Annotated in this window: 26 protein-coding genes; 7 read left to right on the forward strand and 19 right to left on the reverse strand. The window is 30.1% G+C overall.

Annotated features, from left to right (window positions below):
• Positions 1-5: 5 nt before the first annotated feature.
• From METVI_RS0104585 to METVI_RS0104605, 5 genes are all read right to left on the reverse strand, one after another.
• Entirely contained in the window at positions 6-1,403 is a 1,398-nt protein-coding gene (locus METVI_RS0104585) for a replication factor C large subunit (RefSeq protein WP_004589800.1), read from the reverse strand.
• Positions 1,400-2,107 carry a uroporphyrinogen-III synthase gene (locus tag METVI_RS0104590; RefSeq protein WP_017981072.1) on the reverse strand — a complete coding sequence of 236 codons (708 nt, stop codon included), beginning with the start codon at positions 2,105-2,107 and terminating at the stop codon, positions 1,400-1,402. The genes METVI_RS0104585 and METVI_RS0104590 overlap by 4 nt, the downstream gene beginning before the upstream one ends.
• The gene (locus METVI_RS0104595) at positions 2,104-2,607 is read right to left on the reverse strand and encodes a hypothetical protein (RefSeq protein WP_394296186.1); all 504 of its coding nucleotides are present in this window, start codon (positions 2,605-2,607) and stop codon (positions 2,104-2,106) included. The genes METVI_RS0104590 and METVI_RS0104595 overlap by 4 nt, the downstream gene beginning before the upstream one ends.
• 72 nt (positions 2,608-2,679) lie before the next feature.
• Positions 2,680-3,066 carry an HIT family protein gene (locus METVI_RS0104600; RefSeq protein WP_004594744.1) on the reverse strand — a complete coding sequence of 129 codons (387 nt, stop codon included), beginning with the start codon at positions 3,064-3,066 and terminating at the stop codon, positions 2,680-2,682.
• A 2-nt stretch (positions 3,067-3,068) separates the two neighbouring features.
• Entirely contained in the window at positions 3,069-3,374 is a 306-nt protein-coding gene (locus METVI_RS0104605; RefSeq protein ID WP_004594743.1) for a hypothetical protein, read from the reverse strand.
• Positions 3,375-3,401: 27 nt separating this feature from the next.
• Between METVI_RS0104605 and truD the strand changes: the two genes are divergently transcribed.
• Positions 3,402-4,694, forward strand: a complete 1,293-nt coding sequence (gene truD, locus METVI_RS0104610; protein WP_004594742.1) for a tRNA pseudouridine(13) synthase TruD — start codon at positions 3,402-3,404, stop codon at positions 4,692-4,694.
• On the opposite strand, the gene METVI_RS0104615 is transcribed toward truD, so the two are convergent.
• The 8 genes from METVI_RS0104615 to rimI are packed head-to-tail and all read right to left on the reverse strand — an operon-like array spanning position 4,668 to position 12,295.
• Positions 4,668-5,327 carry a selenouridine synthase SelU-like subunit gene (locus tag METVI_RS0104615; protein WP_004594741.1) on the reverse strand — a complete coding sequence of 220 codons (660 nt, stop codon included), beginning with the start codon at positions 5,325-5,327 and terminating at the stop codon, positions 4,668-4,670. The genes truD and METVI_RS0104615 overlap by 27 nt on opposite strands.
• Positions 5,320-5,976: a selenouridine synthase SelU-like subunit gene (locus METVI_RS0104620; RefSeq protein ID WP_004594739.1), complete on the reverse strand. Its 657-nt coding sequence runs from the start codon at positions 5,974-5,976 to the stop codon at positions 5,320-5,322. Before METVI_RS0104620 ends, METVI_RS0104615 begins: the two co-directional genes overlap by 8 nt.
• 21 nt (positions 5,977-5,997) lie before the next feature.
• Positions 5,998-7,476 carry a helicase HerA-like domain-containing protein gene (locus tag METVI_RS0104625; protein ID WP_017981074.1) on the reverse strand — a complete coding sequence of 493 codons (1,479 nt, stop codon included), beginning with the start codon at positions 7,474-7,476 and terminating at the stop codon, positions 5,998-6,000.
• 24 nt (positions 7,477-7,500) lie between these two features.
• Positions 7,501-8,319, reverse strand: a complete 819-nt coding sequence (locus METVI_RS0104630) for a 2-amino-3,7-dideoxy-D-threo-hept-6-ulosonate synthase (RefSeq protein WP_004593137.1) — start codon at positions 8,317-8,319, stop codon at positions 7,501-7,503.
• Between the two features lie 9 nt (positions 8,320-8,328).
• Positions 8,329-9,684 carry a proline--tRNA ligase gene (gene proS, locus METVI_RS0104635; RefSeq protein ID WP_004593139.1) on the reverse strand — a complete coding sequence of 452 codons (1,356 nt, stop codon included), beginning with the start codon at positions 9,682-9,684 and terminating at the stop codon, positions 8,329-8,331.
• A gap of 4 nt (positions 9,685-9,688) precedes the next feature.
• Complete coding sequence (gene pheS, locus METVI_RS0104640) at positions 9,689-11,116, reverse strand: phenylalanine--tRNA ligase subunit alpha (RefSeq protein WP_004593141.1); 1,428 nt, start codon at positions 11,114-11,116, stop codon at positions 9,689-9,691.
• Complete coding sequence (hisA, locus tag METVI_RS0104645) at positions 11,116-11,820, reverse strand: 1-(5-phosphoribosyl)-5-[(5-phosphoribosylamino)methylideneamino]imidazole-4-carboxamide isomerase (protein ID WP_017981075.1); 705 nt, start codon at positions 11,818-11,820, stop codon at positions 11,116-11,118. The genes pheS and hisA overlap by 1 nt, the downstream gene beginning before the upstream one ends.
• 4 nt (positions 11,821-11,824) lie before the next feature.
• On the reverse strand, positions 11,825-12,295 hold the full coding sequence (rimI, locus tag METVI_RS0104650) for a ribosomal protein S18-alanine N-acetyltransferase (RefSeq protein WP_004593146.1): 471 nt from the start codon (positions 12,293-12,295) through the stop codon (positions 11,825-11,827).
• Positions 12,296-12,347: 52 nt separating this feature from the next.
• Between rimI and METVI_RS0104655 the strand changes: the two genes are divergently transcribed.
• Both METVI_RS0104655 and METVI_RS0104660 read left to right on the forward strand, forming a co-directional pair.
• Positions 12,348-13,205 carry a coenzyme F420-0:L-glutamate ligase gene (locus tag METVI_RS0104655; RefSeq protein ID WP_004593148.1) on the forward strand — a complete coding sequence of 286 codons (858 nt, stop codon included), beginning with the start codon at positions 12,348-12,350 and terminating at the stop codon, positions 13,203-13,205.
• On the forward strand, positions 13,190-13,948 hold the full coding sequence (locus METVI_RS0104660; RefSeq protein WP_004593150.1) for a hypothetical protein: 759 nt from the start codon (positions 13,190-13,192) through the stop codon (positions 13,946-13,948). The genes METVI_RS0104655 and METVI_RS0104660 overlap by 16 nt, the downstream gene beginning before the upstream one ends.
• Here the strand turns inward: METVI_RS0104660 and mch are convergent.
• Genes mch through METVI_RS0104680 form a run of 4 tightly spaced genes read right to left on the reverse strand, consistent with a single transcriptional unit; the run spans position 13,925 to position 17,051 of the window.
• The gene (gene mch / locus METVI_RS0104665; protein WP_004593152.1) at positions 13,925-14,890 is read right to left on the reverse strand and encodes a methenyltetrahydromethanopterin cyclohydrolase; all 966 of its coding nucleotides are present in this window, start codon (positions 14,888-14,890) and stop codon (positions 13,925-13,927) included. The two genes, METVI_RS0104660 and mch, sit on opposite strands and share 24 nt — an antisense overlap.
• A 50-nt stretch (positions 14,891-14,940) precedes the next feature.
• Positions 14,941-15,753 carry an SDH family Clp fold serine proteinase gene (locus tag METVI_RS0104670; protein WP_017981076.1) on the reverse strand — a complete coding sequence of 271 codons (813 nt, stop codon included), beginning with the start codon at positions 15,751-15,753 and terminating at the stop codon, positions 14,941-14,943.
• Between the two features lie 48 nt (positions 15,754-15,801).
• Positions 15,802-16,380 (reverse strand): imidazoleglycerol-phosphate dehydratase HisB, encoded by a 579-nt coding sequence (gene hisB, locus METVI_RS0104675; protein ID WP_004594593.1) that lies wholly within the window; start codon positions 16,378-16,380, stop codon positions 15,802-15,804.
• Between the two features lie 2 nt (positions 16,381-16,382).
• Positions 16,383-17,051: a fibrillarin-like rRNA/tRNA 2'-O-methyltransferase gene (locus METVI_RS0104680; protein ID WP_004594595.1), complete on the reverse strand. Its 669-nt coding sequence runs from the start codon at positions 17,049-17,051 to the stop codon at positions 16,383-16,385.
• Between the two features lie 63 nt (positions 17,052-17,114).
• On the opposite strand from METVI_RS0104680, the gene guaA reads away from it, so the two are divergent.
• Complete coding sequence (guaA, locus tag METVI_RS0104685) at positions 17,115-18,041, forward strand: glutamine-hydrolyzing GMP synthase (RefSeq protein ID WP_004594597.1); 927 nt, start codon at positions 17,115-17,117, stop codon at positions 18,039-18,041.
• On the opposite strand, the gene asnB is transcribed toward guaA, so the two are convergent.
• Together asnB and METVI_RS0104695 are read right to left on the reverse strand one after the other, a co-directional pair.
• Positions 18,022-19,479: an asparagine synthase (glutamine-hydrolyzing) gene (gene asnB / locus METVI_RS0104690; protein ID WP_026152901.1), complete on the reverse strand. Its 1,458-nt coding sequence runs from the start codon at positions 19,477-19,479 to the stop codon at positions 18,022-18,024. The two genes, guaA and asnB, sit on opposite strands and share 20 nt — an antisense overlap.
• A 10-nt stretch (positions 19,480-19,489) precedes the next feature.
• Positions 19,490-19,930 (reverse strand): EVE domain-containing protein, encoded by a 441-nt coding sequence (locus tag METVI_RS0104695; protein WP_004591072.1) that lies wholly within the window; start codon positions 19,928-19,930, stop codon positions 19,490-19,492.
• Between the two features lie 192 nt (positions 19,931-20,122).
• Here METVI_RS0104695 and METVI_RS0104700 point away from each other — a divergent pair, with 192 nt between their 5' ends.
• From METVI_RS0104700 to METVI_RS0104710, 3 genes are read left to right on the forward strand one after another with little or no spacing between them, the layout of a single operon-like run.
• Positions 20,123-21,733: a type I restriction-modification system subunit M gene (locus tag METVI_RS0104700; RefSeq protein WP_004591070.1), complete on the forward strand. Its 1,611-nt coding sequence runs from the start codon at positions 20,123-20,125 to the stop codon at positions 21,731-21,733.
• Between the two features lie 4 nt (positions 21,734-21,737).
• Entirely contained in the window at positions 21,738-23,393 is a 1,656-nt protein-coding gene (locus tag METVI_RS0104705; protein WP_004591068.1) for a hypothetical protein, read from the forward strand.
• Positions 23,394-23,401: 8 nt separating this feature from the next.
• Entirely contained in the window at positions 23,402-24,709 is a 1,308-nt protein-coding gene (locus METVI_RS0104710; RefSeq protein ID WP_004591066.1) for a restriction endonuclease subunit S, read from the forward strand.
• The last annotated feature ends 5 nt before the right edge of the window (positions 24,710-24,714 follow it).

The raw sequence follows: 24,714 nt of genomic DNA on the forward strand, positions 1-24,714 counted from the left end.
CAATCCTATTTAAAAAATACATCTAAAGTCATTTGCTTAGGTTTTTCCTTTTTCTCCTTTTCTTTTTTATTTTCTTCTTTTTTCTCTTCTTTAGTTTCTTTTTTAGCTTCTTTTTCCTTTTTAACTTCTTCTTTCTTTTTTATTTTCTTATCTTCCTTTTTTCTTTTTTTAATTATTTTTATAATTTCTGATGCAAGCTCTTCTCCTAATAATGCTTTTAATTCATCCTCTTTTATTTCAAAATATTTAACTAAATCAGCAGCTAACTCTTTATTTTCCTTAGCTATTATTTTTAGAGCTTCTAAGTCAAATCTAGCTCTTTTTGTTGAACAGTGTGTTTTTTCCCCTATCTTCTTTAATATCTTTTTAATAATTTCTCTATCAGCTTTTGTCTTAGATAATAGCCTAAATATCTTTGGATAGCTGTAGGGTGTGAATTTTCTATATTTTTCATCTTTAGCTAAAGCCACACCAGCAGTCATTAAAGTTCCAGCATATTTCCAAAAACTATAATTTTGCTTTCTAACAGCTCTTCCTAAAAACATATCAGCCTTAGAAAGATAGTCAAAAGCTTTTTCAATCTCTTCTATCTTTTCATATTCCTTTGGTACATTCTCAGCTATCCATTCAATAATAACATCAGGGGTTTCATCAACATTCATTAAAGCCATTGAAGCAATTCCATATTTTGTAGTTTTCAATATTACCCTTAATGCATCAAAAATATTAGCTTCTCTATTTCTATCAGCCAATGTTTGTGCAGCTTCATATGATAAATCATTGGAAAGGGCTAAAGCTTCAAGGTCATTTATAGCTGATCTTAAATCTCCAGCAGATCTTTGTGCTATAAATCTTAAAGTTTTTTCATCAACATTTAAGTTTTCTTTTTCAGCTATCTTTTTTAAAACATTTAATATCTGTGTAGTGGTTAATGGCTTAAGTTCAATAACCTCTACATGTTGTAAAAGATTCCTTAAAGATGGAGCATAGGCATCATTGGCAGTCAGTATTATAGGATTTTTTGCCTTTTTTATTATCTTAATTATCTCTCCAACTCCACCAGCATCCTCTTTTCCAGAGATACCATCAACTTCATCTAAAATAACTAAAAATCTCTTACCAAATATAGAAGAAGAAACTGCTGATTGTCCAACAATCCTTTTTATTATAGATGCACTTCTATTATCACTTGCATTCAGCTCTATTACATCAAAGTTATAATCATTAGCTAAAGCATATGCCATAGTAGTTTTTCCACATCCAGGAGGGCCATATAATAATATAGGTTTTTGCTTTTCTCCTCTTATGTAGCTTTCAATCCAATTCCTAAGCCTTTCTTTAACTTTCTCATGTCCAACAACATCTTTTAAAGACTTTGGTCTATATTTTTCAATCCAGTTCATAATCTCACATTCTTAATAACCTCCAGCATCCCTTCAATTGTATATTTTTTAGGAATTAAAGCTTTAAATCCAAATTCTTCTATAGTTTTAGCAGTTATTGGCCCAATAGCTACTATATAATTCTTTTTAATTAATTCTCTAAACTCATTATCCACATATTTTAAAAAGTTCTTAGCTGTAAGGCTAGATGTGAAAGTTAAAATAAATTTCTCATTTTTTAATATTTCTTTTAACTGCTCCACTCTCTCTTTCAAACCTTCAGGTTCAATTGATTGATAAACATATATAAGATCAGCATTTAGATTATTTTTTAGAACATCCCTTGTAGCTGGTGTTGTAGGGATAAGAAATTTTAAATTTTTGTATTTTCTAAGCTCTTCTAATAGGGCTTCAGCAGTGTATGTATTTGGCATTATATCAGGTTTTTTATTAAAATACTTCTCCACCTCCTTTCCAGTTTTTTCTCCTATAACAGCAACAATCTTATCTTTTAAAGCATCTCTATTTTTAACTATTTTATACAACCCCCTAACACCACTTGGAGATGTGAAGATAACTCCATCATATCCTTTTATATCAACTTCTATATCTTCATTATATTTTAACTCTAAAGTAGGAAAAATTATAGGTTCAAATCCAGAGTTTTCTAAAAGCTTTTTAAAATATTCAGCCCTCTCTTTAGGTCTTGTTATAACAACTTTCATAGTTTCACTAATCTACTTATATTTAAAATAACCCCTCTCTCTTCCCTTGTTATAACTGTCTTATTTCCAAATGGATAATTAAAAACATAATAAATGAGGGTTTTATTATCTTTTACATCATACTTTATAGCAATAAGTGAATATCCATTGTAAATAACCACATCCTTATAATCTTTTGGAACATAATTTATTAGATCACTCTTGGGCTTTTTTAACAAACTTCGGTTGTTACATTTAATTAACAATCCATTATAATACTCAAAATCATCTATTGGGTAATATCTTGCTATAAAAGTTAATGGAGCTTTTATGGCTATATTATCTTCCCAAATATAAATACCATTAATAAATATTAGAAGTTCTTTATAAATAGAGTTATTATTGCTCTTCATTAGCATTAGGGCATTATGGTCAAAATAAATAAAATTTTCAAATGGAGAGTTTTTAAACACTTCTCCAATATCTTTAGCTCCACCAATATTTTCATACAAATAAACCACAAAAGGTATTAGGGGTAATATATTAATTAAAATAAAAATTATTAATCCAATTTTAATATATTTTTTCATTCTTCACCCTATTAATATTTTATAAACCTCATCTAAATCTATCTTTTTAACTTCTCCAAATTTTATAGCTTCATCTCCCTCATACCTTGGAATTATGTGGATATGGACATGCTCTATCTCTTGCCCTGCAGCTCTTCCATTATTATTAACAATATTGTATCCATCAAAATTCAGTTTCTTTAGAATTTTTATAGTCTCTTTTACACCTTTCATTAAGTGGCAGAGATATTCATCATCCATCTCATCAAAGGTTTTATAATGCCTCTTTGGAATTACTAAAGTATGCCCTTTACTTCTTGGATTTATATCTAAGAAAGAAACAACATAGTCATCTTCATAAACTATCTTAGCAGGAATTTCTTTATTAGCTATTTTACAAAATATGCACATATCTAATCACCTCTATAATACAATTTGTTATTTTCCTCTTCTATTTTTGGATGTAACTTAAGAAAAGATTTTATTGATATTGGCTTTACATCTGCTCCATATAAAAGTTCATCAAACAAATTTATAAATCTTTTTTTTGTTAATACATCATCTAACTTCCCACTCAATTTTTTGATGATTATTTTATCTTTAGTAAAACCTTTTATTTTATAAACCCCTCTTTTTGTTTTTGAGTAAAACTTTTTATCTTCATCATAGTAATCTTTAGCTATCTTCAACAACTCTTTCCAAATTTCCTTAGCTCTCAAACTATCACCTAGGTAATAAGTGAAAGCATGTTCAATATAATTAAAGAGAGAAAGAATGAAAGTAGAAAGAACCTGCTGGAGAAAGTTAAAAGATTTAGATTAAGGTTTAGAGATAAGAGGATAGAAAATTATCTTAAAAGCATGCCATTAAATATGAATAAGTATCTAACTAACTTATATACTGGAGGGGTTATAAAAAAGTATGTAGAAGATTTTATTGTTGAGGAAATTACAAAAGATGGGGTTATATTAGAGGTAGGAAAGAGTGTAGGGTTTAAGGATGTTGAAGATTGGAAGGGAAATTATATACACTTTACTTTAGAAAAAGTTAATTGGAGTACAATAGATGCTATAAGAGAGATAGCCAATAGGGTAAATAAACCAAGAAAACATTTTGGTTTTGCAGGAAATAAAGATAAATTTGCTATAACAACCCAAAGAGTTGGCTGTTTTAATGTTAGATTAGAAGATTTAAAAAGAGTAAAAATTAAGGGAATTGTATTAAGAGATTTTCAAAAGGTTAATTGGAAAATAAAATTAGGAGACCTGTGGGGAAATAGATTTACAATAAGGGTTAGAGAACCAGAAGTTAAAGGAGAAAAGTTGAGAGAGACTTTAAAAAAAGCTAAAAATGAATATAAAATATTTTTAAACTATTATGGTATTCAAAGATTTGGGGATAAAAGACCAATAACTCATATAGTTGGCAGATTTATTATAGAGAGGGATTGGGAATCAGCTTTTCATCTATACTGTGGCACACCTTTACCATATGATGATGACAAATCAAAATTTGCTAGGAGGTTGATTGATGAAGGGGAATATAGGTTAGCATATAAAAAATTTCCAAAAGTATTTTTTTATGAAAGAAAAATGATAAAAGCTTATTTGGAAAGTGATAGTTATGAAAAAGCTTTTCTAATCTTACCCCCATATTTAAGGTGTATGTTTATTAATGCATACCAATCTTATCTATTTAATGAGATAATAAATAGGAGATATGAATATGGGTTTGAAAAATTAGAGGGGGATATTTTAGTTGATAGTTATCCTTCAGGAGCACTTTTTGGATATAAAACAAAATTTGCTTCTGGTTTGCAAGGAGAAATTGAAAGAGAGATTTATGAAGAAGAAGGATTAAAACCAGAAGATTTTAAAATTGGAAAATTTGGATCATTTATTGGAGATAGAAGGGCAATGATTAGTAAGATATATAACTTAACATATGAAATTGAAGATAATAGCTATATTTTAAAATTCTGCCTAAAAAAAGGATGTTATGCTACATCTGTTTTAAGAGAGTTTCTTGATAGAAGATAACTTATAAGCCTTATAACCACCTAATAACCTTTTAACTTTAAAACCCAAAAGTTTAAATATCAATGCCATAACCTGACTTCTTAAACCACCTCTTGCACAAAAAACAACAATAGTTTTATCCCTATCTAACTTTTTTGCCTCATTTAATATTCTCTTTAAACCTTTTTCAACAATATTGATAGCTAGATCTATAGCCTTATCTTTACCCATTTCTTTATAAGTTTTCCCAATAAGTTCATGCTCATCATCTAAGAATAGTGGTATATTTATTGCCCCTTCAATTGTCCCTTCTTTAAATTCTCTTGGAGATCTTACATCTACCAATATATAATTTTTTAATGTCATTAATTCACTAACATTAATAACATCTCTTAAAAAACTCTTGTCTAAACTACCTAAAAATTTATCTATATTTATCTTCTCAAAATAGATTTTATGATTATTAAACTCCTTAACTGTTGGAGATTTTATATGTTTAGCTTCTTTTATTATAAAAGATGCTAAATCTCCTCCAATTTTTCCAGCTAATATTTTTTCTCCATCAGTTATCATTTTCTTTCCACTATCTAATACTATTGCTAAAACCACATCTTTATCAAATGTTATTAATCTCGCCAATATATCCTCATCCATAAATTTCCCTTAGCTTCTTTTTGACAAAATCATCTATAATTTCAGCTGATTTTTTTACATCTTTATTATATACAATAAGGTCAGGTGTGATTTTTTTAATAGCTCTTAAGTAATGAACCCTATATATTCTCTCTTCAGCTAATTTTACAGCTTCCAAATACTCTTCTCTATCTATTAATTCAATTATTTTATCTATTGCCCCCAATATCTCTTCTTTTTTTAAACTGTTCTTTAATATTAAAAACCTACTTTTTAATATTTCCTTTTCCCATTCATTCTTTGGTTTGTATAATTCTAACAATCTTCTAATTTGACATTCATATGGACAATCTATTAAAATCTTATAATTGTAATTCTTAACTTCAGCAAATATTTTTGGAATTTCTAACTTTTTTACCCCTCCTATCTTTCTTCCTTCATATTCAACTATCACATAACCTCTTTTTTCAGCTTTTTTTATTTCTTCATTAATTATTTTATCAAACTCTTCTTGACTCCTCATTTTTAGATGATATAAATCTCCTAAAACACTTCCTTTAGTTTTAGCAATATCTTCTATATCAATAACACTATGCCCCATTTTCTTTAATTCTCTCAATATCTCTGTCTTACCACAACCTGTTTTTCCAAAAAGTCCAAAGATTATCATAACATATAACCTTTAATAAATTTATTCAAATGCATCATTATCAATATCATCATTTATCTCTTCCTTTTTCCAAAGTTTAACTAAATCTAAATCTTCTCCTCCATATTCTCCATTAAACTTATCTATCTTTACTAGTGCAGGAATCTTAATACAAGGCCCAAGAATTATTGCCTCTCCAATATTTAAACTTGTCAAATGTTTCATAAGATCTTCACTTAAACTTTCAGAAGCCATTTGAACATGTTTTTGATCATGAGGTTCAATTAATTTAGATATTATTAAGTTAGAGCATTGTGATAATGTTTCAGGATCTAATGTTTTTGGTCGTTGGGAAACAAGGCATAATCCCACACCAAACTTTCTACCTTCCCTAGCTATTCTACTAAGGTAATATTTAGCTCTTGTCTCTCTATTGCTAGGGATTATTAAATGGGCTTCTTCAAATATTAGAAATATTGGTTTGGCAAAATCTCTACCTTTTTCTATAATAATTCTCTTCCTATCCTCTAAAACTTGTTTAGCTACATAGCTTATAATAATGTCAATATCATTCTCATCCAACTCTTCCATAGGCATTATATTGATACAGTGCTCTCTTATATGATTAACAGGATTGTAATGAAGGGTTATTATTTTCTTTTTAAAATTTAAAAAGTTTTCTAACCTGAATATGGCTGTTAATAGGCTTCCTTCATCTCTTTTATACTCTTCTGAACTTCTATAATCTTCTAACCTTTCAATTATGGCTTTAATGTAATCTTTAGCATCTGAAAAATCATTTTCACTATTCTCTTCTTTAATTTCCTTTATAGCCCTTTTAATATATGCCCTCTGCTTTGTAGCTTTTGGATCTACATCAGCTAAGTCACAAAGCTCATCTTCTGAAATTTGGTAAATATTAACATAAGGACTTATAATATATTTATCCATTTTAAATTCATAACATTCTAAATTTCTATATTCTCCATGAACATCAAAAACTAGAACAGTTGCATTTAGTTTATTAAGCTCTTTTAGTAAAACAGCCACAGTGTTTGATTTACCCATCCCTGTCATGGCAAGAATAGCAAGATGTCTTGAACATAGCTTATTTACATCTAGATATATATCAACATCATCCCTTGTTATAAGCTTTCCTATTTTTATATGTCCATTAGCAAAAACTCTTTTTAAAATTGAATTATCAGCTTTATATATTGCTAATCCAGGTTTTGGTGGAACTCTTGGTAGTTTTAGATCATTATTAATATCTCCCAAAATCTTTATTTTGCCCATAATGTAATTTGCCTCATCTCCAAACTCTTTAATCTTCTCTAAATGTTCAACATCCCAAATATCTTTTAGAGCTAAATTTCCCTGTATTGTGCTTTCAATCATCCCTAAAAGCTCATAACCATCATAAACTATCTTAACATAATCCCCTACTTCAGGAGTTTTTTTTGCTAAAAAAGTTATTTCATCAACTCTTGTTTCTCCAATAGTATAACCTATAATTTCCATAAAAATCACCAAAAAAATAAAAAATTATTTTCTAATCTCCTTTAATGCCTCATCTACATCAGCATTCTCATGGACAATTTTGCAAACAGCTCTTGTAATACCAACAACATCATCATGTTGGAATATATTTCTTCCAACAGCTACTCCCACGGCTCCAGCTTCCATAGCATCTTTTATCATCTGTAAAAATTCTTCATCTGTTCTAGTTTTTGGCCCTCCAGCAACAACTATTGGAGCTGGACAGCCTTTAACAACCTCTCTAAATGAGTCAACATCTCCTGTGTAGCTTGTTTTTATTATATCAGCTCCTAACTCAGCTCCAAGTCTTGCAGCATGTGCCACTAATTCAGGATCTCTTTCATTTTTAATATGTTTTCCTCTTGGATACATCATAGCAATTAATGGCATTCCCCAGTATTCACAAGTTTCAGCTATTAAACCAAGATCTCTGTAAGCTTCCCAGTCTTCTTCAGAACCAACATTAACATGAACAGAGACAGCATCAGCACCCATTCTTATAGCTTCTTCAACTGTTGTAACTATAACCTTCTTTAGTGGATTTGGAGATATTGATGTTCCTGCAGACAAATGGATAATTAACCCTATATCTTTCCCATATCCCCTATGCCCATGTCTAACAATTCCCTTGTGCAACAGCACAGCATTAGCCCCTCCTTCAGCAACATTATTAATTGTTTCTTTCATATTAATTAACCCTTTAATAGGCCCATTTGAGACTCCATGGTCCATAGGAACAATAACAGTTTTCTCTGTTTCTCTATTAAATATCCTCTCCAATCTAACTAACTTTCCAATATTCTTTATATTATCAAACAACTTCATTCTATCACCTCAGTAAGTTTTTGCTATAGCTATATATTTCTTCCCTTTATATTCAGTTTCTCCTAACACTCTTGCCTCCACTTTTTCCTCTAGCTCACTATTATATATACTTTCATCAAATGGTATTAAAATTATCCCTCTCTTATTATTTAGAGTTTCTTTTATCCTATCAACATCATAATCCATAATGGTTATAAAATCTTCAAATTTCTTTATAGCTTTCTTTCTCATATTTTCCATAATATCATTTAATATCTCATCAATTTTCTCAAGTTCATCTTCACAAATTTGAAACTTTTCCATTGTATCTCTTCTAAATATAGTAATTTTTTTATTTTCAATATCTTTTGGGCCTATTTCTATCCTTAATGGCACTCCTCTAAGTTCCCACTCATTAAATTTTCTTCCTGGTCGAATATCTCTATCATCTAAATAAACCCTATAACTTTTTAATTTTTCTTTTAGTTCTTTAGCTTTATTTAATGGTTCCTTATTATCTTTGAATATTAGAGGAACAATAACTATTTGATATGGAGCTACAACTGGAGGTAGACATAATCCTTTTTCATCACCATGTATGGCTATTATTGAAGCTATAGCTCTATCTGATATACCATAACATGTTTGATAAGCATAATCCTTTCCTCCATCAGGAGTTTCAAAAACTATATCAAAAGTTTTTGAGAAATTTTGAGAAAGATTATGAACTGTTGCTATTTGAATAGCCCTACCATCTGGAAAAATTGTGTCAAATGCAAAAGTGTATTCTGCCCCAGGAAACTTGTCCCAGCTGGGTCTTTTAGAAATTAAATATGGTATACCTAAAGTGTCAAAGAACTCTTTATATATTTCTATAGCTTCTTTAACTTGTTTTTCAGCATCCTCTTTTGTAGAATGTGCTGTGTGTGCTTCTTTAAATGTCATTATTTCTCTCAATCTTATCAATGGCCTTGTATGTTTTGTTTCATATCTGAAAGTATTGACAACCTGATATATCTTTATAGGCATATCTGTATGAACCTTTATCCAAAGTTTAAACATATAATATATAGCAGTTTCTGATGTAGGTCTTAAAGCAAGCTTTTTTTCAAGCTTCTCTCTACCTCCATGTGTAACCCAAAAAACTTCATCCTCAAATCCTTTTATATGTTCTCCTTCTTTAGCTAACAAATCCTCTGGAATTAATAGAGGGAATAAAACTTCATCATGCCCTCTTTCATCTAATAATTTTCTTATTATTTCAAATGTGTATTTTCTAATTTTAAATCCATATGGTAAATAAACCCCACAACCCTTTATTGGATATCTTACATCAAATATTTCAGCTCTCTCTAATATATCTGAATACCACTCTGAAAATTCCATAACTTTACACCCTCCTTAACCAGTTTAAGTCATTTTTATGTAGATCTCTTATATCTGTTAATCCATACTTCAACATAGCTAACCTACTAAACCCTATACCCCAAGCTAGAACTGGTTTTTTTATCCCCAATGGTTCTAATAATTCTGGCCTAAATATCCCTGCTCCTAATATCTCTAACCATCCTTTATTTTCTAAATATATTTCAGCTTCTAATGAAGGTTCTGTAAATGGGAAATATGCTGGTCTAAATCTAACTTTTTCAAAGCCTAATCTTTTTAAAAATTCTCTTAAAACACCTATTAAATTGTTGAAATTCACATTATCAGCCATTATTATGCCATCACATTGATAAAACTCTGGCAAGTGTTTGTAATCAATAGCTTCATTTCTAAATACCCTATCAATACAAAATACTTTATGTGGTTTAACTTTCTCATCTTCTTCTAGAGAGGCAAGATATCTTATAGTAGCTGCTGTTGTATGGGTTCTTAAAATCAATCTTTCAGATACACTTTTATCAAATATCCTCCAATACTTTAAATGTACTTCCTTAACTCTCTCCAATAGATCCTTTGGAACTTCTCCTTTACATGGGTATTTTAAGAAGAAAGTATCATGCATCTCCCTTGCAGGGTGATCTTGAGGCTCAAATAGAACATCAAAATTCCAAAATTCTGTTTCTACTAATGGACTTTTAACCTCTTTAAAACCCATTGATAGTAATATTTCTTTAACCTCTCTAATGATTCTTGTTAATGGATGAAGTTTAGCAGGGTATATTTCTTTAGTTGGAGCTTTTATATCATACTCTCTTATTTTAGCTTTCCTCCACTTTCCACTAATTATTATTTCCCTATTAAGTTGATTAATTTCTTCCTCAATAACAATTGGTTCTTTTATTAACTCCTTCCCTTTTTCAGTAAGCTTTAGTTTTATCTCTTTTTCTTCATCAATATCTAAATAACCTCTTTTTTTTAGTATATTTAAATATTTTTTCTCTTCTTCTGAAAGCTCATCTAAATACTTACCCTCTAACCTCTTTAAAATCTCTTCTTCTTCATCATAATAATCTAAATTATCAAAAATTATTTTTCCTTTTTCAACTTTAGCTATCCCCTTTCTTTTTATAGCTCCCAGGGCAGCATTTATTTCTTCTTTATCTAAAATGTTCTTTAACTCTTTTATTTCAATTTCATTCTTTCCTATCTCCTTTAAATAATTAGCTATTTTTCTTTCAGGAAATGGTTTTTTATTAACAACTTTAACCTTTTCTCTTTTTTTCTCTTCAATATCTAATAAATTTTTTCCTTTTAACCATAGAGAAACTCTCATAATTTTTTCTTTTGGTAACTGTACCTCATTAATATCTAAAATCTCTTTTCCTTTATCTTGGAAAACCTTTAATAACCTTTTCTCATCAATATGGAGCATTATTTCACCTTTTTTAAATCTTCTAATTTTATTAAGCCTTTATAAATAGCTGATCCAATAACTGCTCCATAGACATTTAACCTCTTTAAATTTATAAGATCATCTAATTTTGTTATCCCACCAGAATAGATGATTGGTAATTTAGAATTATTTACAATATCTTCTATTTTTTTTAGATCTATTCCTTTTAATAGTCCTTCAACATTGACATTTGTATATAAAATATACCCTACCTTATTTTCAAACTCCTTTATAATTTCTAAAGGTGTTTTATCTATCTTCTCCTTCCAACCTTTTATAACAACCTTACCCTCTCTCTCCTCAACTGCTAAAACTATCTTCTTTTTTCCTAGCTCACTCTTTAACTCATCAATAAACTCTTTATCTAATATTGCCCTTGTCCCAACAATTATTCTTTCTGCTCCAAAATCAATAATCTCTTTAGCTACATCAACATCCCTTATCCCCCCACCAACTTGTGCAGGAATTGATATGGAATTTATTATTTTCCTTATTAGCTCCCTATTATTCCCCATATTTAATGCTGCATTTAGATCAACTATGTGTAAGCAATCAGCAAACTTTTCAAATTTCTTAGCTATTCCTATAACATCATCACTCTCAAATAACTTCTTATTTGGATCTCCTTGGACAAGTTGGACACATTTTCCATCTTTTAAATCTATAGCTGGCATTATTATCAATTTCTCACCATAAAGAGACAATTAATACACCTTTTGCATTTTTCCTCTTCTTTATCATTAAAATAGCATCTTCTCCATCTTCATAATATCTTGGTATAAGCTTTCTATCTCTATATCCCATCTTATAATAAAACTTTCTTGCAGCTATATTAGACACCCTAACTTCTAAAACAATATAGTTACATTTTGCCACATTGAAATAGTAGTTTTCCAAAGTTTTTAATAATAAACTACCTATCCCTCTTCTTCTATATTCCTTCTTTACAGCTAATGATACTATATGTCCATTCCCCCAATCCATCATACCTACTATGTATCCTACAACCTTATTATTAACTTCAGCTACATAGAAACAGTCAGGATAGTTTATCCATAAGCCTAATAAAAGTTGTGTGGGATAGGGATGTTTAAATGCTTCTTTTTCTATTGCTTCAACATCTTCCAAGTCCTTAGATGTGAATTTTCTAATTATCATGATTTCACTTTAAAAATATTTATTTATAATACTTATTTGTTATTCCATAAATATGAGAGCCTATCCAATAAGGACAAGATATATTAAGAGGGGAGAAAATTTTATTCCAATAGTCTTAGAAGCTATTAGGAAGAGTAATATAAGGTTGGAAGATGGTGATGTAATTATTCTAAGTGAAAAAATGGTTTCTACAGCTGAAGGTAATTTTATAGATGAGGAACAATTTAAACCTTCTATATTAGCTTATCTCTGCTATTATTGGAGTAAATATATTTGGGGTTATTTGTTGGGTAAGATATTTTTAAAAGAGGAAAAAATAAAAAGTTTAAGAAAAATGCCAAAAAGAGAAAGTTTAAAGCATAAGCAAATGATTATAGAAACATTGGGGTTAAGATATGCATTAAAGCCTTATGCTGAGGGAGGAGTTGATTTAACAAATGTTCCATTAACTTATGCTAACCCTTTACCAAAAGAACCAAAAAAATGGGCAGAAATGCTTTATCATGAAATAAAGAGAGAGTTTAATGTAAATGTATTAGTTATGATTGCTGACACAGATGCAACTTATAAGGTTTTAAATTTCTATGTTACAGCTTTACCTTATGCTATTGATGGAATTATCAGTGGATTGGGATTTTTTGGATTTTTACTAGGAAAAATTGCTGAAAAGCTGAAAATAGGTGGTTTTATAGGAGGAACTCCATTAGCTATTGCTGGAGAAATGAGATATGGGATAAAAGAGTTAGCAAGGATGGCTTATATAGCAGATAGGGTTCAAAACAATATTAAAAATGTTAATGAATTATTAGAAAGATATAACACATATGTGATAACTGAAGATATTTTAGAAAAAATGGAGCATACCCCAATAGTGATAATAAAGGTTAGAGAAGAATGGAAGAGAGAATAAATAGAAAACTAATAGAAATAAGAATTAACAACCACATAGAAATTTTAGAAAAGTTGGATATAGATGAGAGTTTAAAGAAGTGTTTAAAAGAGATGTTAATAAATAGATTGGTTAATAAAGAATTCTATAAAATAAATTTTAATGAAAAAGAAAATGCCATATTAGCATATTCTGGTGGGGTAGATAGTTCTGTCTCTTTAATCATTGCTAAACACTTATTTAATGTTAAGCCAATAACATGCTATTCTCCCTATATAATAAAAGATAAAGATGTGATATTAAAAAGGGCTAAAAAATTAGGATTCAATGTAGAATTTATTAATGTTGATTTAGAAGATGTTTATAAAGGCACTGTTGAAGGAAGATTTCATCCTTGTGGTAGGTGTCATAAAATAATTGAAGAGGTTATTGTGGAGAAAGCTATTGAAGAGGGAATTGAATATATAATATTTGGAGATCTTTTAGCATTTGGACATTTATCATTTTATAAAGATAGAGTTTATAGATTAAACCTACCATCATTTTTTGCTCTTACAAAAAATGAAGAAAGAGAGATTTTAAAAAAATATGGAATTGAAATAAAAGATAAATATGGATGTCCTATGCTTAATGAGTTTCATAAAATAAGAGGATGTAAATTCACTATTCAGAGAATTCTAAGAGAAGTTAGGGCAAGGGTTATAGATTACAAAGAGGGGGCAAGGATTATAGAAGAGATTTTAAATGACAGATTCCCAATTTAATGACTTTTTTATAATTTCATAATTAACCTCTCCAGCCTCATAAACTTTACCTTTACTTATATCATTTATAATAACCTTAGCAGGAGCAAATATTCCTTTATCTATCTTGTAGAAATCATAATCAGCAGCTTTAAATATCTCTAAAAATGGTTTTCCATAGTCTTTAGAGGAGCATGATGGTAGAGCTTTACATAAGCTTAATAAGTCATCATCATCAGATTTTATGTAATAATAAACTATCCCTCCATACATCACCATATCATTTGTAGCCCCCATCATTGTAAAATCATCTCCCACTATTGGAGCTATTGGGGCTAAACCTGCAGCAAATTCAACCTTATTAACATCAAAACCTAAAACTTCCAACATCTTATATGTTCCATTTTCAACAACTCTACCACTTATCTGTATTGATCCTACTAAAGAGGCTGTTGGAGCTACTAGGAGATATAAATTTTCTGGTTCAACATTGCATTCTTTAGCTATATAATCAGCTACTTCTTCATTTGGTAATTTTGATGACTCTAAACATAAAACAGCTACATCTGCATTATCTTCATAACCAATTTCTTCAAAAGTTTTCTTTGGTTTTTTAGCTAAAGCTCTTGCAGGTCCTGAACCCATTGCAAAATATTTCCCAACTTTAATAGCCCATCCTGCCTTTTGTGAAGCTAATGTTGCTATAGCAGGGTGAGAGGTTTTTACTTTAACATATGGTAAATTTAGCTCTTTATTGACTTGTAAAGAAATTCCTACTTTTGCAAGACCTCCTAAACAAACCCTTGTAAAGCGTTTTCCAGCTTCCCATGAACCTTTAACATTAACTCCACAGTCTAATACTGTTGTTCCATTTTCTAACTTTTTCACATCAATATTCAACTCTTCCTTTTTAGCTATCATCTCTTTTACTATTTTACATGCTCTCTTATTAATACTCAACATACTATCACCAAATGAATTTTAAAGGATTTAAAATATTAATAATTTTTGTTTTAGTTTTTTTGAGTTATATATTCAACAGTACCTCTCTCTCTTAAAGGTTGTTTATAAAGTTCCATTAATTGATAAACTTCTTCAGGCACATCAGTTGATACATCTAACCCTAATTTTTTAGCCTCTTCAACAGTTATAGGATAGTCATGTGTCCATCTCCCTTCAGTTAAAATTTTAGATAATTCTTTAGCCTTATCTTCTCCATATTTATCTTTTAATAAATAGTAAATGAAATTCTGAACTTGATTAATAGCTTTTCTAGCAATATCTTCCAATATTAAGGTTTTATCATCTACTTTATCTACTCCTTTTCTTTCAACTGCTCTAACTATACTTGGTGCAGGATACTGTCCAAGTTGAGGATCAACTGGCCCAAGGACAGCATTTTTATCCATTATGATTTTATCTGCTGCTAATGCTATTAATGTTCCTCCACTCATAGCATAGTGAGGAATAATAACCCTTGTCTCAGCAGGATGCTCTTTTAATGCCTTAGCTATTTGAGTAGCAGCTAAAACTAAACCACCAGGGGTGTGGATGATTAGATCTATAGGCTTATCTTTTGGAGCAGATCTTATTGCTCTAAGTATATCTTCACTATCCTCTATAGAAATGAATTTATAAATAGGAATACCAAATAATCCTACAGATTCTTGCCTATGAATTAGGGTTATTACTGTTGAGTTTCTCTTTTCAGATATTTTATTTAACAATTTTAATCTTATTAATTGCAACTGCTTATATTGAATCTGTGGAGCCATTATTAAATAGAAAATGAAGAGCCACCAGAATAAGCTTATAATATCAAACATTCCTATCCCCAGTTATTTTTTATGTTTATTATTATATAATATCTTAACTTATAATTTTACCTCTCCTTTTGTACTAACTATCCCCTTTCTACAATCTATTTGAGTTGCCATATCTAAAGCCACACCAAACGCCTTAAATAGGGATTCTAACTTATGATGCTCATTTTCCCCAATAACCTCATAATGGATATTTAGAAATCCATAATTTGCTACAGATGAGAAAAAGTGATTTATATTCTCTAAAGACAATCCTCCAATAAATTCTCTCCTTGGCTTATATTTAGCTAAACAATAGCTTCTCCCACCTAAATCTAAAGCCATCATAGTTCTTGCATCATCCATAGGAATTATTGCCCATCCAAACCTCTTTATATTCTTCCTTTCAATTTGATTTAAAGCTAAACCTAAACATATTCCAACATCTTCAACAGTGTGATGGTCATCCACTTCCAAATCTCCTCTTGCTTTAACAATTAAGTCAAAACATCCATGTTTTGCAAATGCTGATAAAAGATGATCAAAAAACTCTATTCCAGTATCAATATTATATTTCCCTCTACCATCTATGTTTATTTTTAAATATATGCATGTCTCTTTAGTCTCTCTTGCAACCTCAAAAACCCTCATATTTAACCCCTCCATTCCAATAAAAACATAATATGATCTTTTTCAAATGGCTCTATATCTATCTCTTCCAAAACTTTAAATCCATTATTCTCTAAAATTTCTTTTTGTTCTTTAAATATCTCTTTTGGTTCTCTAACAACATCAATACTTCTTGCTTTTATAGCTATCATAGCATATCCATTCTCTTTTAAAAACCATTTAGCATTTTTTATTAATATTTCAGCTTGATTTGGCTGAGCTACATCTTCATATATTACATCCACTTTCTCAATATAGCTATACTCTTGTGGCTTGTTTGCATCTCCTAATATAGGAATTATATTTTTCCTATCTTCTGCAACATCCAAAAGTTCTCTAATTATTCTTGGTGAGTATTCTACAGCATAAACTATTCCATTTTCTACTATATCTGACACATGTGATGGTGTAGTTCCTGCTGACGCTCCTAGATATAACACCTTACTACCCTTTTTTATAGGAAGAAATTTAAGCCCTTTAATAATAGCTGCAGCTAATTTACTCTTATTAGGATTCCAAACCCTATACTCAACATTATTAATTTTAATAAATCTCTCATCATACACCCTCTTGCTACTCAAAGCTTTTGTAGCTAATCTCTCTTCTCCATCTATCTCTATTTTATATACATTTTCAAATATTTCCTTAATCATCTTAAACACCTTAAAATATTATATAGATAATTAAATCTAAGATATATTAAAAGGTGATGTAAAATGTTTAATCCAAAAGAATTCATTGAAGAAGCTGTAAAAGAGATTAAAGAAAAAGTTAAAGATAGGAAAGCTATAATTGCTTTAAGTGGTGGAGTTGATAGTTCTGTTGCTGCTATCTTGGCTTATAAAGCTATTGGTGATAATTTAACAGCTGTTTTTGTAGATACAGGATTAATGAGAAAGGGAGAAAGAGAAGAAGTAGAGAAAGTTTTTAAAAGCATAGGTTTAAATCTAATCATTGTTGATGCTAAAGAAAGGTTTTTAAAAGCCTTAAAAGGAGTAAGAGATCCTGAAGAGAAAAGAAGGATTATTGGAAGACTATTTATAGAAGTTTTTGAAGAGGTGGCAAGAGACATAGGGGCTGAAGTTTTAATACAAGGAACAATAGCCCCAGATTGGATAGAAACTGAGGGTAAGATTAAAAGTCATCACAATGTTTCTCTACCATCAGGTATGGTTTTGGAAGTGGTTGAGCCTATAAGAGAGCTTTATAAAGATGAAGTTAGAATATTAGCTAAAGAACTTGGGTTACCAGATTCTATTGTCTATAGACAACCCTTCCCTGGCCCAGGATTGGCTGTTAGAGTTCTTGGAGAAGTTACAGAAGAGAAGTTGGAGATATGTAGAGAAGCTAATGCTATAGTTGAAGAAGAGGTAAAGAAAGCAAATTTAGATAAAGAGCTATGGCAATATTTTGCTGCTGTTTTAGATTGTAAGGCTACAGGAGTTAAAGGAGATGAGAGGGAGTATAGTTGGGTAGTAGCTGTTAGGATGGTGAAGTCAATAGATGCAATGACTGCCCATGTTCCAGAGATTGATTTTAATATATTAAAGAGAATAGCTAAAAGGATAACATCTGAATTAAATGTCTCTAGAGTTTTGTTTGATATAACTGATAAACCACCAGCTACAATTGAGTTTGAATAACCTTTTTTAAAAACTCTAAAAATTCTTTAATTTTTCTCTTAGAAAATCCATACTTCTTTGCTACATTATATATAATCTTCTCTCCTCCACTACCATATTGAGCTGCTTTCTTTTTTCTATATGCTATATAATCTGGAAGATAATTTTTTGCTATATCTCTTAAAATTCTTTTTCTCTCTTTTGATATTTTATATTCTATTGGTAAAGATAGGGAAAACTTTATAACATCTTCATCTAAATATGGAACTCTCAATTCAACAGTATTTGCCATTGAACAGTGATCATCTCTTTCTAAATTCACTTTACTAATATTTATAACATCTTCTATCAACTTTTTTTCTAGCTCATTTTTATCCAATTTCAAATATTTAGCATACCCAGCAAATAATTCATCAGCTCCCTGCCCAGCTAGTATAACTTTAATCCCATCTTTATTAGCCAATTCTGAGGCAATATATATTGGCAAGCCTACACCAATCTTCATCAGGTCTAATTCATCTATTGCCTTAACCACTTTTAATAAATATTTTTCATACTCCTCTTCTCTAATGATTTTCTTTTTTAAAGGTAAATTTAGCTCTTTAGCTAATCTCTCAGCATAGTAAAGATCTTCACTACCTTCAATACCTACTGTATATAATACAACATCAGTATATTTTGAAGCAAGAACAGTTATTAATGAACTATCAACTCCACCAGAAAAAATTATTCCTACTTTTTTTAACCCTTTTACTCTTTTATATACAGCTCTTTTTATTTTATTTTCTAAAATATTTTTTGCTTCTTTATAATCAATATTTAAACTCTTTATATCAAAATCTTTTATTCTCTTTGAATTGTATTTATGGTTATTTATGTCATAGATCAATATAGAGTTTGGCTCTACTCTATTTATCTTACTGTTAAGCTTATCAATATCTTTTTCAATTCCATCCAACTCTATTAATAATTTCCATAGAGCCTTTCTTTCTGAAGCAAATGCAAAATATTTCTCACTATTAACAAAAAATAAAGGTTTAACTCCAATAAAATCTCTTCCTAATATGAGTCTATTGTTATCATAAATGGCAAAAGCAAAATCTCCATCTAACTCTTTTAACATCCCAATTTTATATAATGGTAAGATAACCTCTACATCAGTTCCAACATTTAAATTATACCTTTTTTCCAAATCCTCATAGTTATAAATCTCTCCATTACACACCAAAACACAGTTATCCATAATAATAGGCTGTTCCCTATTCCCAACTATAGCCAATCTACAATGAGCTAAGGCTATTTTATTTATATCTTTATTTGGATAGTTGTTATAATAAACATCTCCATCTATATAAAAACCATAACCATCCTTTCCTCTGTGTTCTATAGCTTTTAGCATCTCTACAATATAATTTCCTTCTATCTTCTCTTTAGCAACAATCCCTACTATCCCACACATTATAAACCCATTATAAGTTTTTATTAACAATTAACATATAATCTTCCTCTGGTATTTCTCTCATTGCCTTTCCCATTAAATGCCCACTCCACTTCTTTTTATTAGTTATAAATTTAAGTTTTGGAATTAAATCTTTAAAATTAATTGGTGGCTCAAAAACTTTCACTTCTTTTAATTTAACCCTCCAAGGGAATTTTTCATTTGGATTTCTTGGGGTTGGCTTGAAAACTTTTGTAGAATCTTTATACACCTCTGAAACTACCTCATAAACCCCTCTTATATATGGTGGCTTATAATTCTTTCCACTCCTTTGAATTTCATAAATAATTAACTTATCCTCCACTTTAACCTTATTTATTGTGTTTTTATGCCTTTCAGCAACTCCCCAAATTTTCTTTTCTTTAATTATCTTCCAATTATCCTCATTTGTTATACAGAGCCAATATGCCATATCTATCCCTCTGAAAATTATTCTATAATGTTTTCTTTCTCATTCTCTTCTTTAATATATTTTATTATTGCAAGACCAGATCTAGATCTTAGTCAAGACTTATTATTGTAAAGCCATTGTTTCATAAAAATTTAATTAACTTTATAATATTATTAAGTTAGGATAAATTATTTTTGATAGAGGTGAAAATTTATGACAAAAATTGTAAAGTTAGATAATTTTATTGAAACTTCTTATGAGCTACCTCCTGACTTTGAAAATAAACTATGGAAGGCAGCAGATAAGTTAAGAAAGAAAGTTGAGGTTCATGAATATAAATATGTTGTATTGGGGTTAATTTTTTTGAGATATCTTTCATATGCATTTGAAGAAAGGAAAAATGAGCTTAAAAAACTTTTCTCAGATAAAAATAGCCCATACTATATTGAAGATGAAGAAATAAGGAAAGAGGCTTTAGAAGATAAGGATTATTATTTAGAAGCTGGAGTTTTATATATCCCTGAAAAGGCAAGATGGGATTATATACATAAAAATGCAAACCAGCCAAATATTGCTGAAATTATAGAAAATGCTATTGAAATACTTGAAAATGAATATCCAGAGGAATTAAAGGATGTTATACCAAAGGTTTATTTAAAATCAAATTTAGATTCATTAGATTTATCTTATTTAATTAATGTATTTTCAGAAATAGATTTTGGTTATAATCATAAAGCCAAAGATATTTTTGGTAGAATATATGAATATTTCTTAGGAAAATTTACAGAAGTTGAAGGAAAAAGAGGAGGGAAGTTTTACACACCAAGATGTTTAACAAGATTGATAGTAGAGATTTTAGATGTTAAAGAAGGGACAATTTTTGATCCAGCATGTGGTAGTGGTGGATTCTTTGTATCTGCTATTGAAAAATTGGAAAGAGAAGATTTAGATAAATATAAACTCTCTATTTATGGGCAGGATGCAGATGTTATGGCTTGGAGATTGACTAAGATGAACTTAGTTATTAGGGGGGTTTCTGGAGATATTAGAGTAGGAGATAGTTATCATGATGACAAATTCTTTGATATGAAGTTTGATTATGTGGTTTCAAATCCACCATTTAATGATAGTGAATGGGACTCTAAAAGGATAAAACCTGATGATCCAAGGTTGAAAGTTGGAGAATATAGGGTACCTGTTCCTCCTGAGAGTAATGCTAACTATATGTGGATATTACATTTTATCTATCATCTAAACCAAAATGGGAAAGCTGGATTTGTTATGGCTAATGGTGCTTTATCAGCTGGAGGTGTTGAAGGGAAGATTAGAGAAGCAATAATTAAGGCTGATTTAGTTTATGGGATTGTTTCCTGTCCTGCTAAGTTGTTTTATAATGTTTCCCTGCCAGTTTCTTTGTGGTTTATTAGGAAAGAGAAACCAGAACATATGAAAGGGAAAATATTGTTTATCAATGCTAAGGATTTGTATAAACAAGTTTCAAGAAGATTAAATGTTATGACTGATGAGCATATTAATAAGATAGTTGAAAAGTTTAGATTGTTTGAAAAGGGGGAGTTGGATAAAATTGATGAGGTTGGCTTTGCAAGAGTAGCCTCTATAGAAGATGTGGCTAAAAATAATTATGTATTAACACCTGGAAGGTATGTAGGAGTTAAGTTAGATATTGATGATAGAGAGAGTTTTGAGGAGAAGATGAGAATTTATAGTGAAGAGTTGGAAAGGCTGTTAAAAGAGGAGGAAGATTTAACAAAGAAAGTTAGGGAAGTTTTTAAGGAAATTGGCTTCAAAATATGGGGTGAGTAGCATTATGCAGATCTACTTCTGGAGTAAGTCTGCAACAAAACCCCAAAACAAGATGGAGGATAAACTCTATTTTAATGAAGTTACTACCGACGAGGGAGGAGGAATACTGGATCTAATACAAGCATTAGAAAAGAAAATTGGAAATTGGAGAGATTTCAACAATGATGTTGATCCCGAAAATGCATCTGTAAAGAAATGGATCAAAAAGATACTTGAATCATATCCAGACCGGAGTGATGACGAGGTTGAATACCTAATAGATACATTTAGAGCTGCATTGAATACAAAATCAAAGGAAGCAGATAAATTCCTTATTGGAGTTCTCCAGATGGAGAACATTCTTGTAATAGTGCATTGTAGAAAAGATCCATCCCTTGCAGAAATAAAGGACAAACTCTACGCTGTTAGGGTATTGTTACATCCAAAAAATATCATACGTGCAGATATTATCAAAAAAGATGGAGAAAACATCATTCTTGGTGCATTTGAATACAGTAGAAGGATGAGTAAAGGTCATGCCAAGTTTTGGGGGATAGAACCAGAAGATGTCGGATGGGAGTCGATAGGTACAATACGATTAAATGTTGAGTTGGAAGAGTTCGACTTTCCTATACAGATACCTATAGAACAAGATGATCTTAAGAATTTGATAGATAAAGGGATTATATCACCTACAGGGAGGATTAAGATTGGAAGAAGCGAGGGAAAAGTTACTAAAGTGTTTGTACACAATAAAGCATATGAATACAAGATGTTCTATGATATGTTTGTTGCATTAACAGAAAGGCTTACTGAATATCGCAGAAGATTTGAAAAACTTATCCCTACACAACAGAAAATTTCAATGTATTTTTCCAATGATAGAAAATATCAGTATATGGAAGATGAAAAAGCCGTTTATTCATTTACACAAGATAGGGAGGAATTGAAATTTAAAAAAGAACATCCAAAATATATTGTCTGCTTCTTTACTAAATCAACACCTGGTATCGAGCCTAAGCATAGCTTTCTTTTAAAATTATACCAGAGCATATTTGAGGACACAAGAGAGTTAGAAATATTCCATGCTGGGGAAGAAATTTCTCTTGAACCTTTTAAAATTGGAGGATTAAAAATTTATAACCAAGTTGATATTTCAGAAGATGTTGTTAAGTTTTCAGAGAACCTCATGAAACAGATAAAAGATACACAAAGTAGGAAAGGGAAAGTTTTACTTGAGTACTTGTTTTGCAAGGTATATTCTGAGAATATAAGAAATCCCCATCTTAAAAGTCTATTTGAGTTCATTATAGAAAATATTATTAAAGCCGAAATTGAATATGAGTTCAGAAATTCTGGGATATTACAAGCAGAGAACATACTGGAGTTCAAATCAGCAGATGACGTTCTTGGAAATCCTAGTAAATTTGTAAAGAAAAAGCTCGTACCTACAATTAAGAAATATTTGGATGGTGAAGTACAAAGACACTGTATTATCTATGGTATTGAAGATAATTTTGATATCAAACCAATTTATCATTTGAAGAATGACCAAATAACATGGATGGAGAAAAAGGCAAACGAAGAGCTAAATGAGGAAAATGTCAAGATTCACATTTTGCCAATTCCGTATAATAATGGATTGATACTAGCAGTGTATATGATTCCGATATATGGGTGAGGATGAATATGGTTAAGTTTAGATGGGAAACCGAATTTAAGGAAACTGAAATTGGGAAGATTCCTAAGGATTGGGAAGTTAAGAGATTAGGGGAGATAGCTAATATTTCTACAGGAGGAACTCCTTCAAGAAAAAAGAAAGAATATTGGAATGGAAAAATAAACTGGTTAAAAAGCAAAGAGGTTCAAGATAACTATATTTATGATACTGAGGAGAAAATAACGGAAAAAGGTATGAAAAATAGTAATGCAAAAAGACTATATCCTCCTGGGACTTTAATTCTCGCAATTTATGCAAGTCCTACAGCAGGAAGAGTAGCTATTTTAAAAATTCCTTCAACAATTAATCAAGCATTAGCCGCTATTGAAGGAAATAATAATAAGTTTTTGTTTTTTTCATTAATTGGTAATAGGGAAAGACTCTTATTAAGGGCTTCAGGTGCAGCACAACAAAATTTGAATTTAGAAATTGTTAAAAATTTTGAAATTCCATATCCTCAACCAGAAGAACAAACTCGCATCTCTACAGTTTTATCGTGGTTTGATGATTTAATAGAAAATAAGAAAAAGCAAAATGAAATTTTGGAAAAAATGGCAATGGCAATATTCAAAAGCTGGTTTATTGATTTTGAACCTTTTCAAGATGAAGAATTTGTTTATAATGAGGAGCTGGACATGGAGATTCCGAAAGGATGGGAGGTTAAGCCTATTGGGGAGGTTGCAGATGCAACAAGTGGTTTCTCATATAAAAGTTCAGAAAAGCTCGAAAGCTCAGAACCTGAAAGTTACGTCTTCATAACACTAAACAATACTGTAGAAGGTGGGGGATTTAAACCAGTTTATTCTTGGGTTAAAAGCGAGAGAATAAAGAAAAAACATTTGATAAAAGAAGGTGACTTAATCCTCCCAAATACTGAACAAACAAAAGATGCAAGATTATTAGGAAGTCCAGGCATTGTCGTTTTTCCTCCTGACTATAACAAAAACTATGGCGTTTACTCAATGGATATAGTTAAAGTAACTCCAATTAAAGATCATTACAAATATTACCTTTACTTTAATTTCAGATTTAATAGAGAAGAAATTGCCACATTTCATAGTGGTACTAATATTTTACATTTTAAAATTCAGAACTTCAAAAAGAACTATTACCTCCTTATCCCACCAGAACCAATCCTCCAACGCTTCCACTCATTAGTAGAGCCACTCTTCAAAAAAATTATATTAAATCAAAAACAAATATTAACATTAAAGAAAATTAGAGATACCTTACTTCCTCAATTGGTATTTGGAAGATTAAGAATAGAAGAAATTTAAAAGTG

The sequence above is a fragment of the Methanocaldococcus villosus KIN24-T80 genome, assembly GCF_000371805.1.
In the GTDB taxonomy this organism is placed as follows: Archaea; AGJL01; Methanococci; order Methanococcales; family Methanocaldococcaceae; genus Methanocaldococcus; species Methanocaldococcus villosus.